Annotated in this window: 12 protein-coding genes; 7 read left to right on the top strand and 5 right to left on the bottom strand. The window is 58.1% G+C overall.

Annotated elements, in window-relative coordinates:
- The first annotated feature begins 61 nt into the window (after positions 1-61).
- The 4 genes from ACZ5AL_RS01625 to ACZ5AL_RS01610 all read left to right on the top strand — a co-directional run bounded on the left by ACZ5AL_RS01625 (position 62) and on the right by ACZ5AL_RS01610 (position 4,693).
- Positions 62-1,213 carry a Re/Si-specific NAD(P)(+) transhydrogenase subunit alpha gene (locus ACZ5AL_RS01625; RefSeq protein WP_464511735.1) on the top strand — a complete coding sequence of 384 codons (1,152 nt, stop codon included), beginning with the start codon at positions 62-64 and terminating at the stop codon, positions 1,211-1,213.
- A gap of 15 nt (positions 1,214-1,228) precedes the next feature.
- A complete protein-coding gene (locus tag ACZ5AL_RS01620; RefSeq protein WP_353562705.1) occupies positions 1,229-1,537 on the top strand; it encodes an NAD(P) transhydrogenase subunit alpha part 2 in 309 nt (102 codons plus the stop codon).
- A 9-nt stretch (positions 1,538-1,546) separates the two neighbouring features.
- Positions 1,547-2,977, top strand: a complete 1,431-nt coding sequence (locus ACZ5AL_RS01615; RefSeq protein WP_464513308.1) for an NAD(P)(+) transhydrogenase (Re/Si-specific) subunit beta — start codon at positions 1,547-1,549, stop codon at positions 2,975-2,977.
- Between the two features lie 372 nt (positions 2,978-3,349).
- The gene (locus ACZ5AL_RS01610) at positions 3,350-4,693 is read left to right on the top strand and encodes an MFS transporter (protein WP_464511733.1); all 1,344 of its coding nucleotides are present in this window, start codon (positions 3,350-3,352) and stop codon (positions 4,691-4,693) included.
- Positions 4,694-4,715: 22 nt separating this feature from the next.
- Here ACZ5AL_RS01610 and ACZ5AL_RS01605 read toward each other — a convergent pair whose 3' ends face one another.
- A complete protein-coding gene (locus tag ACZ5AL_RS01605) occupies positions 4,716-6,158 on the bottom strand; it encodes an HAD-IG family 5'-nucleotidase (protein ID WP_464511732.1) in 1,443 nt (480 codons plus the stop codon).
- Positions 6,159-6,332: 174 nt separating this feature from the next.
- Here ACZ5AL_RS01605 and ACZ5AL_RS01600 point away from each other — a divergent pair, with 174 nt between their 5' ends.
- Positions 6,333-8,096: a hypothetical protein gene (locus ACZ5AL_RS01600; RefSeq protein WP_464511731.1), complete on the top strand. Its 1,764-nt coding sequence runs from the start codon at positions 6,333-6,335 to the stop codon at positions 8,094-8,096.
- A gap of 193 nt (positions 8,097-8,289) precedes the next feature.
- Entirely contained in the window at positions 8,290-9,789 is a 1,500-nt protein-coding gene (locus ACZ5AL_RS01595) for an L-serine ammonia-lyase (RefSeq protein ID WP_464511729.1), read from the top strand.
- 822 nt (positions 9,790-10,611) lie between these two features.
- On the opposite strand, the gene ACZ5AL_RS01590 is transcribed toward ACZ5AL_RS01595, so the two are convergent.
- Positions 10,612-11,481 carry an MBL fold metallo-hydrolase gene (locus tag ACZ5AL_RS01590; RefSeq protein ID WP_464511728.1) on the bottom strand — a complete coding sequence of 290 codons (870 nt, stop codon included), beginning with the start codon at positions 11,479-11,481 and terminating at the stop codon, positions 10,612-10,614.
- Positions 11,482-11,662: 181 nt separating this feature from the next.
- Positions 11,663-12,811 (bottom strand): glycosyltransferase, encoded by a 1,149-nt coding sequence (locus ACZ5AL_RS01585; RefSeq protein WP_464511727.1) that lies wholly within the window; start codon positions 12,809-12,811, stop codon positions 11,663-11,665.
- A gap of 167 nt (positions 12,812-12,978) precedes the next feature.
- Here ACZ5AL_RS01585 and ACZ5AL_RS01580 point away from each other — a divergent pair, with 167 nt between their 5' ends.
- Entirely contained in the window at positions 12,979-14,169 is a 1,191-nt protein-coding gene (locus tag ACZ5AL_RS01580) for a PQQ-dependent sugar dehydrogenase (RefSeq protein ID WP_464511725.1), read from the top strand.
- Between the two features lie 627 nt (positions 14,170-14,796).
- Here ACZ5AL_RS01580 and ACZ5AL_RS01575 read toward each other — a convergent pair.
- Complete coding sequence (locus ACZ5AL_RS01575) at positions 14,797-15,696, bottom strand: hypothetical protein (protein ID WP_464511724.1); 900 nt, start codon at positions 15,694-15,696, stop codon at positions 14,797-14,799.
- A gap of 100 nt (positions 15,697-15,796) precedes the next feature.
- Entirely contained in the window at positions 15,797-17,563 is a 1,767-nt protein-coding gene (locus tag ACZ5AL_RS01570; RefSeq protein WP_464511723.1) for a SulP family inorganic anion transporter, read from the bottom strand.
- Positions 17,564-17,568 lie beyond the last annotated feature (5 nt).

The raw sequence follows: 17,568 nt of genomic DNA, 5'->3' as shown, positions 1-17,568 counted from the left end.
TACAGAGCGCAACCCGTCTGTAGGTTAGCTATCCTATTTGTATTGTTCTTCTGCTGTCCCCATGGCCTACACGCTCGGTTTGCCCCGTGCCTTTGCGGATGATGAAACCCGTGCTGCGCTGACTCCTACGGTGGTGCAGCACTTGATAAATACGCATGGTTTAGCCATTCACATAGCATCCGGGGCAGGATCTGCAGCCCATCATACCGACTCAGCCTACGAATCGGCGGGTGCAACCATCGTTGATGACGATGAAGCGTATGCAGCTGATCTGGTCTTGACGCTGGCTGCGCCTCCCCCCAAGCGCCGCGCCGCCTTCACCGAATCGCAAACCGTGCTCGGACTGCTTTCGCCGCTTGATGACCCTGAGGCGCTCGGCGATTTGGCGGAGCAGGGCGCTACGGCGCTGCCGATGGAGTTGGTACCACGCATCTCGCGCGCTCAGTCGATGGATGTGCTCTCGGCGATGAGTTCATTGGCTGGCTACCGCGCAACCCTGGAGGCTGCACTACGCCTCCCCAAGTTTTTTCCGCTCATGAGCACCGCCGCCGGCACCATCCGTCCGGCCCGCGTGCTGGTGGTGGGGGCTGGGGTCGCCGGGCTGCAGGCTATCGCTACCGCCAAGCGACTTGGCGCGAAGGTGCGGGGCTACGACATCCGCGATGCCACGCGTGAGGAAATCGAAAGCCTCGGCGCTTCGTTTGTGGAGCTGGAACTGGATACCTCGCTCTCGGAGGGCGACGACGGCTACGCAAGGGAACTCGAACAGGCCAAGCAAGAGCGGCAGCCCGAACTGCTGCGTCCGCACATCGCTGCCTCGGATGTGGTGATTACAACGGCGCTCATCCCCGGGCGCCCCGCTCCGCTAGTCATTAACGAAGCAGCGGTTGAGGATATGGCGCCCGGGTCCGTCATCGTGGACCTCGCCGCTCCCAATGGCGGCAACTGCGCGCTCACCGAGCCCGGCAGCACGGTCACCAAACATAACGTGCACATCATGGGGCCAACCAACCTGCCTGCCTCCATGCCTGTGCATGCCAGCGAGCTGTTTGCGAACACCGTGCGCGCCCTGCTCGACTACCTGCTCGACGAAGAGGGCACCCTTACGCTCGACTTCGACGACGACATTATCGACGCGATGTGCGCGGTACACGAAGGAACGATCCGTAATGAACGCGTGCGCAGCCTGCTTTCCGATTCGAAAGACGCCTAACCCTCCACATCCGCTATGATTGAAAACCTGATCATCTTTGTGCTGGCGGCCCTTCTTGGTACCGAGGTGCTGACTAAAGTACCGCAGACCCTGCACACACCGCTAATGTCTGGCGCGAATGCCATCAGCGGAATTACCATCGTGGGAGCTATCATTGCTGCTGGAATGAGCGATGCGTGGTGGGCTACCGCTCTCGGCTTCGGTGCTCTGGTCGTGGCTACGATTAACGTCGTGGGTGGTTTTCTCGTCACCGATCGTATGCTACGCATGTTTGGCCGCAAAAAAACGCCCCCCTCCTCTGCCGATGCCTCCGCGTCCTCATAACGCTCCTGCCTGAACATGCCTATTCTTGAACTTGCGTATTTGCTTTCGGCTGTGCTGTTTGTGCTCGGACTGAAGCGCATGCAAACGCCGCCCACGGCCCGCAGCGGAAACGCCCTGGCTGCTCTGGGCATGTTCACCGCGGTGGTGGCTACACTCTTCGTACACGAAATATTGTCGTGGCCGCTCTTGTTGGCCGGCGTCGTGATCGGGGGCGCTATCGGGATGCTCCTTGCGTTTCGCACGCCCATGACCTCAATGCCCGAACTGGTAGCGGTGTTTAACGGATTCGGAGGCGCGGCGTCTGCCTTCGTGGCGGGCGCCGAACTCGCCCAGTACCTGCAGGGCAGCCGTCTGGTGGATGCAAGCGCGTACTCGCCTACCCTGGCGCTAGTCATTGGGCTTAGCCTGCTCATTGGCATGATTACCTTTACGGGTAGCCTGGTTGCGTTTGGGAAGCTGCAAGGCATTCTGTCGGGTAATCCCATCACCTTTCCGGGCGTACAGTTCGTAACCGGATTGCTCCTGCTTGGTGGCATCGCGGGGATTGCCGGGCTGCTCATTGGGGCGCCCGAGCTTGCCACCGACCCCGATATCACGCTGTATGCAGGTATCGGAATCGCTGTAGCAGCGGCACTGATGGGCCTCTTCCTCGTCTTCCCCATTGGAGGTGCCGATATGCCTGTGGTGGTGGCGCTGCTTAACTCGTACTCCGGACTCGCAGCCGCTGCCACCGGGTTCGTGCTTGATAACACGGCGCTTATTGTGAGTGGCACGTTGGTGGGCGCTGCCGGATTCATGCTTACCATGCAGATGTGCGATGCGATGAACCGCTCGCTCCTCAATGTTATGCTTGGCGGATTCGGAGGCGACTCGTCTACAAGCGAGGCCCTTGACATCCCCGAAGGCAAGAGCGTGAAAGAAACGAGTCCGCAGGATCTTGCCATTCTTGCCTCCTATGCCGAGCGCATCATCATTGTGCCGGGCTACGGACTCGCTGTGGCGCAGGCCCAGCACGCCGTACGCGAACTGGCCGATCGGCTGCAGAACAAGGGCGTGGAGGTCAGCTATGCCATTCACCCAGTGGCTGGGCGTATGCCGGGCCACATGAATGTGCTGCTGGCAGAAGCCGATGTGCCGTACGAGCAACTCTACGAGATGGACCAGATCAACAGTTTGTTTTCATCAACGGATGTGGCGCTGGTGATTGGAGCCAACGATGTGGTTAATCCGGCAGCGCGCCGCGCCTCGGGCAGCCCCATCGCTGGTATGCCAATTCTAAATGTGGACGAAGCCGAGACGGTCGTCGTCATCAAACGCAGCCTGAGCCCGGGCTACTCAGGGGTGCCAAACGAACTCTTCTATCAAGAGAACACTCGCATGCTCTTCGCCGATGCTAAGGAAGCCGTTAATGAAACGACGGAAGCGGTGAAGGGGCTGTAGTGCTGTGTCACAGATCAATCTTCGGGTTGCACCGCACTCCTTTAAATGATGTCATCTTGAGCGTAGCGGCTCCGCCTAGGAGACGCGGAGTCGAAAGATCTCCCCCGAAATGAGCAGGGCCGCTCGATCAGAGCCTGCTGAGCGTCGGGGAGATGGTTCGGCTGCGCTCACCATGACAGGTTTTTTGGAGGGGGTTGAGACACGGAGTTTGGCACGGTCTCCATACCATACCATTCAGGTGTGACACGTAAGCCGGTTCACACGCAGGCTTGCGTTATGATAGTGTAGCTTCATCCCATCACAAGTTGCCTCTCCGGCAGCTTTCGTCGTATGTTGCAGCGCCGATGGTTTTGAGTTACTTACCGTGTGCCTGTGCCTACCTCTGCCGATGCTCCGCTAAACCGCCGCGTGATTGGTGCCTGGTCGCTCTACGACTTTGCAAACCAGGCATTTACCACCTTGGTGGTCACCTTTGTCTACGCCACCTTTTTTACCGAGGTGATCGCCACCGACTCAGTAACAGGCACTACCCAATGGTCGTGGGCCGTGGCGATTGCCGCAATTATTGTCGCCGGGGCATCACCCTACCTGGGCGCTATGGCCGACCGTGGCGGGTATCGTAAACGCTTCCTGGGGATTGCTACCGTAGTATGCATTGTCGCTTCGGTGGCGCTCTTCTTCCCGAATGAAGGCGAAGTGCTCTTTGCCCTTACGGTGTTCGTTATTGCCAACGTGGCGTTTGAACTGTCCTACGTCTTTTACAACGCCTTTCTACCCGAAATATCCAGCACCAAAACGATGGGACGGGTGTCTGGCATCGGGTGGTTCGTGGGATACTTGGGCGGACTCGCCAGCCTGATCCTGGCACTGGTGGTCTTCGTCTGGCCCGAACCCCCGCTTTTTGGACTGGATCCCGATACCCATGCCAATATCCGTGCGACCAACCTGCTTGTAGCGGGCTGGTACGCGGTGTTTGCTCTGCCGCTGTTTTTCATGGTACCCGAGCCTAAACATCGCCTATTTGAACCTTCTGAAAAAGGGCTCATTGCGGCCACCAATGAACAGCTAAAGACCACCTTCCAATCCATTCAGCGGTACAAGCATGCGTTCTGGCTGCTGGCGGCGCGCTTTTTTTACAACGACGGGATCGTGACCATCTTTGCGTTCGGTGGGATTTATGCCGCGGGTACGTTTGGATTTGATACTGAAGGCATCATCATATTTGGCATTGTACTGAACGTGGCTGCTGGAATTGGCGCGTTTGCGTTCGGGTGGATCGACGACTGGATTGGGGCTAAGCCCACCATTCTGATTAGCATTGTAGGCATTTCTATTGCCGTTATCATGGCAGCGGTGGCCCCAAGCGAACCGTGGTTTTGGGCCGCAGGCGTTCTGCTTGGTCTGCTCGTCGGGCCCAACCAGGCCTCCAGCCGCTCGCTCTTGGGACGCTTTACGCCTCCCACCAAAGAAAACGAGTTCTTTGGCTTCTTTGCTTTCTCCGGTAAACTCACGGCGTTCCTGGGACCGCTCCTGTTGGGCTGGATCACCAGCCTGTTTGCCAGTCAGCGTGTAGGCATCACAACGGTGCTGCTGTTTTTTATCATCGGCGGCCTGTTGCTGCTGCGCGTAGACGAGGACGAAGGGATCCGCATGGCCGAGGCGTTACCCCCGGATGTGGATGCTGCTGATGCGAACGAGTCTCACGATGCGTCGTGAGCGGTCGCCTGCCTGCTGCCGATCAGGGAGCGGCCAGCTCGGAATCGGGAAGTGAAACCGCATCGTGGGGCAGGTTGCCGCGGTACGATCGCAGATACACAAACGGCGTGTGGTGCAGGAAGTTAGACACCCGTCCGGTGTACACATCGGCATACCGTTCGACCTGCCGAGCAAAAAGGCTCTTGTCTTTACCCGTGCGCATGATCGGCCCCCAGTTCTCGTTTCCGAGCTGCCCGGCTTGCTGTGCCAACGGAGCAATCTCTTCATCAAGGGCCACCAACTTTTCGCGCAAGTCGGCCATCTCGCGCTCCAAGCGCTTTGGCGATTCGTTGTTGGTTGGGCCGTACCCTTTGCGGAGGCGCTGCACGTTGAGGCGCATCCTTGAGTACTCCTTCTCCATCTCGTTCTTTTTTTTCATGAGCTCGGTAAGCTCACGCTGCTTCTCATGAAACATCTGGAAGGCCAGGATCTCCTCTTCCAGTTCGCGCACAACCAGTGCGGTGCGCCAGCGCAGCACCTTCTTGGTGATGTTCACATCCACAAACAGGTGGTCGCCCACGTACAGAATTTCCTCGCCTGAGAGACCAAGCGTCTCTTCTACAAGCGACGCGTTGGCCCCCACATAGACCGCATCTTCAGCGAGTGGGCCGCCGGTGTGCTCACGCAGCATGCCATCTTCGGATACAACCCGGAACGCGGGCATCCGCACCGAAAAGAAGTCTGGTTTGCGCGCGCCGACAATCGAGATGTCGAACAGATCGCTCCACGTCATCTCTCCTGGCAGATACGGGTTAAACACGTAGTCGAGCATCGGCTGTGCATACGCCCATTCCGAGTTCGTAATCAGCAGTAGCTTGCGCCCGGCGGCTTTCTGGTCAAGCAGCGCTAGCGGCATCTCCTCATCTACATCAACAAACTGCTCGGGCGAAGCCACAATCTCTTTCTTCAGACGCCCTTCCATGTGGGCGGTATCGAGGGTGGACTGCACTTCCTCGTACAGCGTGTGGTAACTCATCGAGCTCGATAGCTTGCCGTCGTCCATCAGATCCACCAGTTGCATGTACATACATGCCGCTGAAATGGAGAACAACGTGTTCAAGAATTGCCAGCGGTCGTCGCTCAGATCGACTAAAATCCGCTCATAGGTGTTTTTCTTTGTATCGCGGTCGAGGGGGCGGGTCCCATGAAACGCCCGCTTGATGTAGCCAAACCGGTTGGCCTTGACCACGTTGCCTCGTTTGGTGTCTAGAATGAGACCACGGATCACCATTTCAGGCTGAAACGTGAGATCATCAACGGGCCAGCCGCGCTCGCTAAGTCCCTGCTTTAAATAGGAGTAGGCCCGCTCTTCCCACTCACGCATGTGGTAATGCACCAGGGTGTAATCCATATCGTACCCAATTGCGCTGATACCGCGCAAGTTAAGCGTACGGTTGCAGAATAAACCTCGGGTTCCGTTTGGCATAGGCAAAGCGCAGTGTCGGACGAGCAAAAAGCGATACACGGATCCCCCCATACGGATAGCACAAGGTTTTGCTTCCGACGTGTACATTATGCAACCTTAACGTCGCCGCTTGTATCTCCGACCCAAAACTCGTTTGTTGAGTAGACGGTGTCGCTTCCCACGAATTGCTTGCTCATGCGTATCGACCGCTTCTTGGTGTGGACATGCTCGTTCTGTCTTGTGTTGCTTGTTGGATTAGGAGCAGAGCCTACACTGGTTTGGGCCCACACGCCGCCATCTGACTCAACCAATCCCCCGGCGGATACAACGCAATACGCTCTTCCACAGGTGCCGATAGCGCAAGACGGCGTGCTGCGCGTGAACGACCAGGCGCATCGGTTTTTGGAGCGCCAGCAAACGCTCGACCGGCTGCCTCGCGCCGTACTGTCGCATCAACCGCTCTCGTGGTACGAGGTGGGAGCCTATCTTGATAGCCTGCACGAGCAGCGTACCGATCTCTCACCAAATGAACAGCGACACCTGGATCGGTATCGCGAGGGCCCCGACCGCTCAACAAGACGCCTCTACGCAAATGGATTCGACATGTATAGCACCGTCGGCGACTGGGGGACGCTGAATGTCAATCCGCTGCTGTATAGCACAATCGGAGGGCTGGAGCAAACCGGCTTTCCCAATCGCGACCGGACAATGGAAACCTGGCGCGGCACCGCTGGACTGCGTGTACGTGGGCGTGTGTGGCGTCACTTCTTCTACGACGGACAGTTCACCGCCAACCGCGTCCGTCCGCCACGCGCTCAGATGCAGACGGAAGGCCGTACCACCGTACCTCGCCGCGGTGCCATTTCGGTGCGCGACGACCGGACCTACGACTATGCCGACTTTCGAGGCGTGGTAGGTTTCCGAAGTCGCTTCTTTGAGGTGCGCTTCGGACGCGACCAGAACCGATGGGGCCATGGACCGGGCTCGGTGATGCTCTCTAACTTCAGTGCGCCGTACAACCAGCTTCAGATTCGCACCTCGTTCTGGCGTGTGCAGTACACCAATCTGTTTACACGCTACGCGGCCCCAGCCGGCCCTTCGGCTCCAGATGAAGAGGTAGATCTCGATCGCCGCCCCAAAAGCTACGGGGCTTCGCACCGGCTGGCCATTAACCTGTCCGACCGGTTTGAAGTTGGCCTGTTTGAGACCATCGTCATGGCACCCGAGCGCGATTCCACGGTTACGCGCACTGGATACGACATTGCATTTCTAAATCCGCTGATCTTTCTGCGAGCCGTGGAGCGCGAGTTGGGCAGCCCCGACCGCGCCATCGTAGGCATCGATGCCGGCTGGGTGGCAACGCCCGGACTGCGGCTGTACGGCCAGTTTATCCTCGACGAACTGGATGTCAACCAGATCGGACAGCAGTGGTGGGGCAACAAGTGGGCCTGGATGGTTGGTGCACATTGGGTGCCGCCCAGCTATTCAAGCTGGGCGGTGCGTGGCGAATTTGCACGACTGCGTCCGTACATCTATGCTCACACGTATGTGCCGAACGCTTACGCTCATTGGGATGACGGACTGGGGTATCCCACCGGCCCCAATAGCATTGATGTGGCGCTTATCGCCGAGTACGACCCGCCAAGTGCCTGGCAAGCAGCTGTGCATGCCGCCTACACCGTACGCGGACGAAACACCGCCGATGAAAATTTTGGGGGCGATGCCACACGTTCCAACCAAACACGCGTAAGCAGTAACAACGTGCCTATGCTCCATGGCGTACGTCAGACGCAGTGGACCGCAGAAGGATATGTTGGCGTTGAACTGCTCCCGCAACTGCTTCTTGAAGGCGCCGTGCGAGCGGAAGTGCTGCTGGATGCCGAACGCGACCGCGATCGGTACCTGAATCCGTCGATTGGGCTACGCTGGGGCCTCCCCTTTGATAGCCGCCGGTATTAGAGCAATCCCGAACACGCCGTAGTAGGAATTCTCAGGAGGCCAACAAACAGCCCGCCGCGTGCGTTAAGGTTACGTACTCTTTGGAACCCACCCCCCGCAGCGCGTTCCTATCCATAACGCACCTGGAAGCGCTTCCTGATACATTCACGGAGCGCTTTCCCTCACGTTCTGTTGAGACACCCCTTTGTGCATCATGAAAAGCACTGCAGACCCATCGGGCGCTCCGGCATCGGCCACGCCTGCGAAGCGTGCGCCTGAGCCCATTAGCGCGTTCGACATTTTCAAGATTGGCATTGGGCCATCCAGTTCGCACACCATGGGGCCCTGGGTAGCTTGCCGCCAACATGTGCAGCGTTTGGCCGACATGAATCGGCTGACGGAGGTGACGCATGTCGCCATCACACTATACGGCTCGTTAGCGAAAACGGGCAAGGGCCACGGCACCGACAAAGCGTTGTTGCTCGGACTGCGGGGCGAAGATCCTGAAACCATTCCGGTGAAGGCCGTCGAAACGCGCGTCGAAACGATTCGCGACCTGAAGCAGATCGCGCTCAATGACACACACACCGTTGCATTCGACCCTGACGACGACCTGGTTTTCAAGCGTAATGAGACGCGGCCCTACCATGCCAATGCGCTCACCATCCACACCACATTCGACGATGACACCACCACCGATGATACCTACTACTCGGTAGGTGGTGGCTTCGTAGTGCATGAGTCGGACACTGAAAACGAGGATGAGCAGACTTACGATGTGACGCTGCCCTACCCTTGTGGCACGGGCAATGACCTAAAAGACCATTGCGAACATAACGGGTACTCAGTCTCAGAACTGGTGCGGCGTAACGAACGCGTCTGGCGCTCCGACGCTGAAATCGATGCCCGCTTGTTGGAGATATGGGATGTGATGAAGCGCTGCATGTACCGGGGCTGCCACACCACCGGCACACTTCCCGGCGGACTCGACGTATCGCGCCGTGCGGCCCGCATGCACGACGCACTGATCGATGCCCATGAGGATATGCCCAGCTACGACGGGGCTTCATCGTGGATTGAGGCGATTCGCACCAACGACGACCGATTCCAAACCATCTTGAAGTGGGTCAGTGCGTTTGCCATTGCCGTGAACGAAGAAAACGCCTCGTTTGGCCGCGTGGTTACGGCTCCCACCAACGGCGCCGCGGGGGTCATCCCGGCGGTGCTCATGTACTATCTGTGTTTTAGTGGAGGAACCCGAGACGATGTCCCCCGCTTTTTGCTTACAGCGGCCCAAATCGGCAGCCTCTTCAAGCAAGGCGCTACCATCTCCGCAGCGATGGGCGGCTGCCAGGCCGAGATCGGCGTCTCCTCGGCCATGGCCAGTGCCGCACTCACTGAATGCTCTGGCGGTGGGGTCGAACAAACACTGATGGCTGCCGAAATCGCGATGGAACACCACCTGGGCCTCACCTGCGATCCGGTAGGCGGACTTGTGCAGGTGCCGTGCATCGAACGCAACTCGATGGGCGCCATCAAAGCAATTACGGCCAGCAACATTGCGCTCGAAAGCGACCCCGCGCAGGCGAAGGTTCCGCTCGACACCGCGATCCAGTCGATGTGGGAAACCGCACGCGATATGAGCAGCAAGTACAAGGAAACCTCCGAGGGCGGCCTGGCTGCCCAGATCCCGGTGAATGTCACCGAATGCTGATGGATACCTGCACCAAACAAAAGCACAATCGGAATGCTCTGACTGCCGGGAATGCAAGCGCTCCCCGGCTATGGATTGTACTCACATCGTGCCGTTCCGTAGCCCGGGATCAGGAGCGGAGCGGATATCCCGGGCGGCTATTGAGCCGCTACCCAGCGTGCAAGGTCTCTATGATCCGGCTTGTTGTCAGGGTAGATCCCGGCTCTGCGGCGCTGGGGCGCCTTGTCTGGGATGACTATAAGTGTTGATAGCTCATGATCCACCCCAGGATTCAGGTGTGCCAAAGTACTACTGCTCTGTCACAGGTCAAAGTTTGGGTAACGCATGTGCACCCTATCATACCGAGAAAAATCCACAACCTTGTCATTGCGAGCGGAGCGAAGCAATCTCATTGCTACCAGATCGGATGTAGCCGCCCAATCAACGGCATGAGATCGCCGCGTCAGTCGCAGGACTCCCTCCTCGCGATGACAATTTTGGACTATAACATTCAGGTGTGACACAGCCCTACTTCTCTGTCAGAGATCAATGTTTGGGTTGCAACACCCCCGTCTTAATGATGTCATCTTGAGCGGAGCAACTGCGTCTAGCAGGTGCGGAGTCCTGACACGAGCGAAGCGACTGACGAACGTAGTGAGTAAAGATCTCCCTCGAAATGGGCAGGGCTGTTGGTTTGCCAGTAGCTGCTGAGCGCCGAGGAGATGTTTCGACGCGCTTCGGGCCCTGAGGGCCCTTCGCTTGCTCAACATGACAGAACATTTGGTTTGAGATGCTTCAACGCGAGTCCACTCCATACCATAACATTCAGGTGTGACCACACCACTACTGCATCGGAGTTGGGGTGGTGATCATGTCGTAGGTCCCCCCTGGTGCACTATCGTCATGGCGAATGCACGAATCAATGAGGTTGCTTTTGGAGAAGTCGCCACCGGTGACCCAGCGCAACAGCCCTTCACGCCCCAACAACTCACGCTGAATCCGCGGCAGGGGCTGCTGCTCACGATAATACCGCCGGTTCACTTGTCCACAGAGTGCTTCGAGATACCGAGCTTTTGTTTGCAACGCCTGTGCGCCATGCTCCACCACGCCCCGATGCCCGCAGAACAGCGTATCGGCATTAAGCTGCGCCATGCGGTGCAGCGAGTCGGCGAGCGCGTATACATCCTCATCGTAGCGGAGATACTCAACACGAGGCGAGAGGAACAGATCGGCAGTAAAGAGCCACCGGCGTTCGGGGATGTGCAGGCACACCATGTCATCGGCATGACCGGGGGCCGGATGTGCACGGAGCGTCGCGCCAGAGGCAAGTGGGAGCGTCTCGGGTAGGGGCTGCGCGGTTACGAACGGCGGAGTGCCCCACACGATGCGACGATATATTTCGATTGGGAATCCCTCTTCAAGCCGCTCCAGACTTTTTTCGGGGGCATACACCGGCACATCCAACAGTTTCTGAATACGTGCTGCGTTGCCCGAATGGTCTTCATGGTGATGTGTACAGACCACCCGCTCAATCCCATGCGCCTGATGCTCCTCCTCAACGAACCGTCGCACCGCTCGCCACTGATTGGGCGGGCCGGTATCAATGAGAGTGTGTTCAACCCGGTAGCAGATGGCCTGGCTTGGCATTCCAAACGGCCAGCGCCCGACCCGGCAGCCAACCACTGATTCGTACGAAAGACGGGTAGCACTCATAAACGGAGACGAAAAGACAGAAACGATTCTACAAGCGGCCCCCTCAACAGGCCGTTTCGTTTATCACGAGCCCACGTACGGATGGAGCAGACCGGGAGTTCGGAAGCAACTGGGTATCTTCAGGTTTTTTTTTGCAGGATTCGTAGGGTTGCTTGCTGCGTGCCTGTGTGTGTGGAACGACCTAACCAGTTGATCCTGAGTTATTTATCAACTCGCACAGTGCACGAGCTAGCGTCTCCTGGGTTGCGCTGTTGTCGTATGGCCCCTGCAGTTCGGCCCGACGCTCGAACGCTGTCTGTAGGGCCTGTGCAAGCGCTTCGGCATCATCGGGGGGCACCACAAAGCCAGTGCGCCCGGGGTCCACGCTCTCGGCCAGTCCGCCTACGTTGGTTACGATAACCGGACGGTTCGCATGGGCAGCAATGCGCACGACACCACTTTGTGTGGCGTGGCGATATGGCTGCACAACCACATCGGCCGCAGCAAAATAAGTAGCTACCTCGTCATCTGGAATGTACTGGTTGCTCCAGTGCACCTGGGTGGGCCGCGGACAGGCGCGCATCTGGGCCCGGTAGGGGGCGGGATCGTCGTAGGCTTCTCCGGCGATCATCAGATGGGCATCGGGGTGAGTTTGCTGCACTGCGGGCCAGGCATTCAGCAACACATCCAGCCCTTTATACCGACGCACGAACCCAAAGAAGAGCGCTACAGGCGTGTTTTCAGGGAGGTTAAGATGCGCTCGTGCTTCGGCACGCGTTGGCCCGGTGCCAAACTGCGTGTAGGTGGGATGGGGCACATGGCGTACCGGAAGATGCGGGGCCAGTTGGCGGATGTCGGCTTCCACCGCTTCGGAGAGTGCAACGGCTCCGTCTACACTGTTCAGAAACCACCGGGTCAGCCAAGCGTCGCCCCAGTGGCGCTCGTGGGGCAGTGCGTTGTGAACGACAGCCACAGCGGGATACCCGGCAGCACGCATCCGGCGGGCCATCCACCCAAACGGAGGCGCCATGAAGGGCATCCAGTACTGAAAGATAGCCCCGCTGTAGGCTCCGCTACGCATCCACTGCGCCGTGCGGTGCCAGGTCCACGGATTCAGCGTGTCGATGCGCCGCTCGGGGCGTGGCAAATCTGCGGGTGGGGCATCGTGCTCTACCGTTTGCGTACGTCCCGGAAACAGCCAACGCGGATACTGCCGCTGAAACGTGCACAGCATAGGCGGATGTCCGACCTCGTGCATGGCGCGGGCGGTAAGCGCTGTAAACTGCGCAATGCCCCCCCGGTACGGATACGCAGGCCCCACGTGTACGAGAGGAGGTGTATGCTGCCTCATAGCTTAACTTCACAAAGACGTAATTTGGATAAAACGGCGGCTTGCTACCGCATCGTATAGCGTACGGCTCGAAACCCGTAACATTGTTTGATGATAGGGAAACGGATCGACGCCGTACGCGTGCCGTGGAGTGTCCGTACTCTTGCTTCACAACCTACTCATGCTTTATGCGCGCTCTTTTATCATACAGTGTGGCTCTGGTCTTGAGCCTAGCTCTTATCGGATGCGGTGACGCTCCATCCGATGATGCCCTCAACGATAATTCAGCCAATGAGGATGCCAATCGCACCGTCGTCCTTGAAAACGTAGAGAGCGACGATGCTACGTTCGACGTGGTCGAAGTCGTTAGTGGCCTGGAGCACCCCTGGGCCGTTGCGTTCTTGCCCGATGACCGCATGCTCATTACCGAACGCCCCGGACGCCTCAACCTTGTCGATGCCGATGGCACTGTGCAAGAAGTGAGTGGGCTGCCCGATATTGAAGCGCAAAACCAGGGAGGCCTGCTTGATGTGGTGCTTCATCCTGAATATGAAGACAACGGCTGGTTCTACCTCACCTACTCCGCCGCACAAGGGGAGGGCCTAACCTCTACGACGGTAGCCCGCGCCCAATTGGACGGCACGACACTGGCTGAGTTCGAGACATTGCATGTCCAAGATCCAGCGCACGAGCCGGGCCGCCACTACGGCTCTCGTCTCCTTTTCCTCGATGACGGCACCTTCCTCGTAACCATTGGCGACCGCGGCCTTCGCGATCCGGCCCAAGACCTACAAGATGAGTCGGGCACCACGCTGCGCCTCAACGATGATGGCAGCGTCCCCGAAGACAATCCGTTTGTGGGGGATGACGATGCAAAAGATACCATCTTCTCGTACGGGCACCGGAATCAGCAAGGCATTGACATCAACCCCGAGTCGGGCGACGTGTGGGCTCATGAGCACGGTCCCCGAGGCGGCGACGAATTGAATATCATTCAGGCCGGTGCGAACTACGGTTGGCCCGAGGCCACGTACGGCACCGAGTACCGCGACGACTCGCCTATCGGCATTGACCCCGATGAAGGCGACTTTGTGTATCCGGTGTTGCATTGGTCGCCGCTCTCCATTGCTCCTTCGGGCATGACGTTCTACACGGGCGATGCCTTTGAAAACTGGCAGAACGACATTTTCGTCGGCGCCCTCGCTAAAGAACACATTCACCGCGTCGTGCTGGATGGCGATGAGGTCGTTCACCAAGAAGAGCTGCTGAACGAAGAGATCGGACGCATTCGCGATCTGCGAACCGGCCCCGATGGCTTTCTCTACATCCTGAACGATGAGTCGGACGGCTCGCTTTTCCGTCTCGAACCATCTTCGTAATAGCCTAAACGCGGCTTTCCGTGTTTAGGTGTACACAGCTTGGGCGCGTCCGTTTGTAGCGGGCGCGCCCTTTTTTGCGTTGAGAGGCGGTTGAAAGGTACGCGATTGTTAGTAGGCTACTGCTGTTCTGTGACACGTGAGAGTTGTGGACACTCGTCGCGATGCTCCGCGTCGCGACGCTGCCGTGGACGCTCTGCGTCCGTTAGCGGTTCAATGATACGTGCTTGTCATGTAGGCTCCATCATCGCAGTTCGTTGCATAATGAACGCGTCGGGATAATGAACGGTGCAATGTGAGTAAAGCCCATAGCAGGAGATAGCTGGTGTTCCCGCCGATCTGCCGGGGCACTACTGGTGTGTCACACCTGAATGTTATGGTATGGAGTGGCCTCGCGTTGAAGCATCTTAAACCAAATGTTCTGTCATGTTGAGCAAGCGAAGGGCCCCCAGGGCCCGAAGCGCGTCGAAACATCTCCTCAGCGCTCAGCAGGCTCTGATCGATCGAGCGGCCCTGCTCATTTCGAGGGAGATCTTTCGACTACGCGTCTCCTAGGCGGAGCCGCTCCGCTCAAGATGACATCATTAAAGTGGGGGTGTTGCAACCCGAAGATTGAGCTGTGACACAGCACTACCGTGCTGTCACCTCCATGCCCTCATCGGAAGGATAGGCGTCGAATATCGGAAGGTGAGGGGCCAGGTGCGACAGGGTAAGCTGCAGGTGACGCGCGCCGACCTGGTTTTGTGCACGGATAAACGCAATGCGATCATCTTCTTCAATCAATCCCTCCTCGTTCAAAAAGCGCGCGTGCTGCGCATACATATAGGCCTGCGCCTCCGGATGATGCACAAAGACTTGTTGCTTGTTCGCCATGGGAAGCTGCAAGGGCACCGTCCAATCATCATGGTCGGCAGCGTTTTCCTCGGAATGGGCTTCTGGATGCAGGCATACCACAGCTTCCTCGGCATGGTGACCTTCGAGCACTTCAAAGACGAGGCGATCGTCGCCTTCCCACAGCCGATCAAAGAACTGCTTGATCACCAGCGTCGTGATTCCACGCCGCGTTCCATAGGCGGCAGGATGTTGCATCAACAGCCGCAGGTGGCCGCATCCAATGTGGGGCGGATACGTGACCAATGCGCGCAGGGCCTCGCGAATGCCCTCGTTAGGATGCTGTAGCAAATCAGACCCTGCTAAAGAACTGGCCAGGCCGCGCTTCTCGACCACATCGAGCAACGACGCGACAGCATCTTGGTCCGAATGCAGATAAAACTGCCCGAACCGATCCAGATACGCATCAAACAACGCCCTCATACGCGCATCTGGCAGATGCACCTTTTGATGCCGCTCCAACGCTGTAAGAAGAAGCACGAAGAGCCCAGCATTACCTCCGGGCACACCAGCCACCGCATGAGCCGCGCGCCCATCGACACAAGCAAGTGGGCGTTCTCCCAGCAGCGTGTGCACAGGCTGAAACTCGGGCGGATGTCCTTTCAAGTGCTCTTGCAAAGCCTCGCGTGAAAACGGCATAGCAAATGGAAGTTGATGTATGGCAACAAATCACGATAGCAACTCCAACGCCCCATATCAACGTTCCCGCGCTTTCGTTCAACAACGCGTGATTCTGCCGCTATGCCGTTGTTTCAGAGGGTTCTGAATCAGGCGCCGTTGGCTGCGGAGCCGATGACAGCCCATCTCGGCTGCGTTGCTCTCCATTGCGATGCGCCTCTTCAGCGGCCTGAACGGCGCTGTGCACCTCATAAAACAAGTGACCCGGTCCCAACTCATGGATAACACCGGCTCGACTTAACACATCGTGCACTGGGCCCTTAACACCCGCAAGGTACAACGCCACATCGTTCTCAGCACACATCTCAATAACTTCGTGCAGTGCGTGCGCGGCGGTCGAATCCATGCGATTCACCGGGTACATATCAATCACAATTGCTTGCAACGCCTCGCCCTCGATATCTACCTCGCTAACCAGATCTTTAAACGCCGACACATTCGCAAAGTAGAGCGCCGCATCCATGCGTACGACCACCACATCACTCCGTGTAATCGCATCGGGACTGCGCTTGAGGTTCCGATAGGTGGTCGAATCGGGCAGGCGCCCCATGATGGCCGTATGCGGGGTCGCGCTCTGATGGATGACTGCAATCAGCGACACAATCACCCCAGCGATGATGCCCTCTTCAATCCCCAGTGCAAGCGTCGCCACAAACGTGAGCCCCATGAGTGCCAGGTCGCGCCGATCAACGCGCCACAGATACATGGCCTCCTTCCAGTCGATGAGGCCCGACACCGCCACCATCACAATGGCTGCCAGTACCGCATGCGGCATGTAATAAAAGAGTGGTGTGAGAAACAGCAGCGTAAGCCCAATCACCGCGGCACTAATTACGGCTGCAAGGTTGGTTTTGGATCCGGCATCGGCGTTCACGGCGGTACGAGAGAAGCCACCCGTAGTGGGATATGCCTGGAAGAACGCACCCGCAACATTGGCCATCCCCAGGCCAACCAGTTCCTTGTTTGCATCGAGACTATACCGATTGCGCCGGGCGTACACCTTTGCTACAGCAATCGACTCCATGAATCCGATGAATGCAATGGTAAGCGCCCCCGGCAGCAGCGCTTGCAAATCAGCCATTGTAAAGGTGGGCACGACCAGGTCAGGGAGTCCACTTGGCACATCTTGTACCATCGATATACCGGTTTGGGAGCCGCCCAGGACCCACACCGCACCCGTAGCCAGCACCACGGCCACCAGCGCGCCTGGGATCGCATTGGACCACCGCTTGAGCATGACCAGCAGCGCAATGCCGATCACTCCCAGCGCCACGGTAGGCCAGTGGATGACATCTGCCTGTTGAATAGCCGCCCAGGCAATCTCGTGGATGTAGTTAGAGCGCTCAATCTCGATGCCGAGCAGGTGGTTTAGCTGACTGAATCCAATGATAAGGGCGGCTGCGGAGGTAAACCCGCTAAGTACGGGGTGCGACAAAAAGTTGACCAGGAAGCCAAATCGCAGGAGTCCCATCAGCAGTTGCAGTACGCCCACCATGAGCGTAAGTACCAGTGTGAGCATGATGTATCGCTCGGGATCTCCCTCAGCCAGTGGCGCGACGCTTGCGGCCACAAGAAGCGAAATCAGCGCCACGGGTCCGACCGCCAGCTGTCGGGAGGTGCCGAAGATGGCGTATCCCACAAGAGGGATAAGCGAAGCGTAGAGCCCGTAGATCGGCGGCAGGCCTGCAATGAGCGCGTACGCCATGCCCTGTGGAATGAGCATCACGCCTACGGTGAGGCCCGCCGAGAGGTCGCCTTTCAGGGCCTTGGCATTGTACTCGGCCAGTTGATCGAGAAGTGGGAGCGCAGAGCGCAGTTTAGCAAGCATGGGAG

Source organism: Natronotalea proteinilytica, from assembly GCF_055379935.1.
This window is presented reverse-complemented; position numbering and strand designations above follow the sequence as displayed.

Coding starts and splice junctions, on each gene's coding strand:
- ACZ5AL_RS01625 (WP_464511735.1), top strand. CDS start 62: ATGGCCTACACGCTCGGTTTGCCCCGTGCCTTTGCGGATGATGAAACC.
- ACZ5AL_RS01620 (WP_353562705.1), top strand. CDS start 1,229: ATGATTGAAAACCTGATCATCTTTGTGCTGGCGGCCCTTCTTGGTACC.
- ACZ5AL_RS01605 (WP_464511732.1), bottom strand. CDS start 6,158: ATGCCAAACGGAACCCGAGGTTTATTCTGCAACCGTACGCTTAACTTG.
- ACZ5AL_RS01600 (WP_464511731.1), top strand. CDS start 6,333: ATGCGTATCGACCGCTTCTTGGTGTGGACATGCTCGTTCTGTCTTGTG.
- ACZ5AL_RS01595 (WP_464511729.1), top strand. CDS start 8,290: ATGAAAAGCACTGCAGACCCATCGGGCGCTCCGGCATCGGCCACGCCT.
- ACZ5AL_RS01590 (WP_464511728.1), bottom strand. CDS start 11,481: ATGAGTGCTACCCGTCTTTCGTACGAATCAGTGGTTGGCTGCCGGGTC.
- ACZ5AL_RS01585 (WP_464511727.1), bottom strand. CDS start 12,811: ATGAGGCAGCATACACCTCCTCTCGTACACGTGGGGCCTGCGTATCCG.
- ACZ5AL_RS01580 (WP_464511725.1), top strand. CDS start 12,979: ATGCGCGCTCTTTTATCATACAGTGTGGCTCTGGTCTTGAGCCTAGCT.
- ACZ5AL_RS01575 (WP_464511724.1), bottom strand. CDS start 15,696: ATGCCGTTTTCACGCGAGGCTTTGCAAGAGCACTTGAAAGGACATCCG.
- ACZ5AL_RS01570 (WP_464511723.1), bottom strand. CDS start 17,563: ATGCTTGCTAAACTGCGCTCTGCGCTCCCACTTCTCGATCAACTGGCC.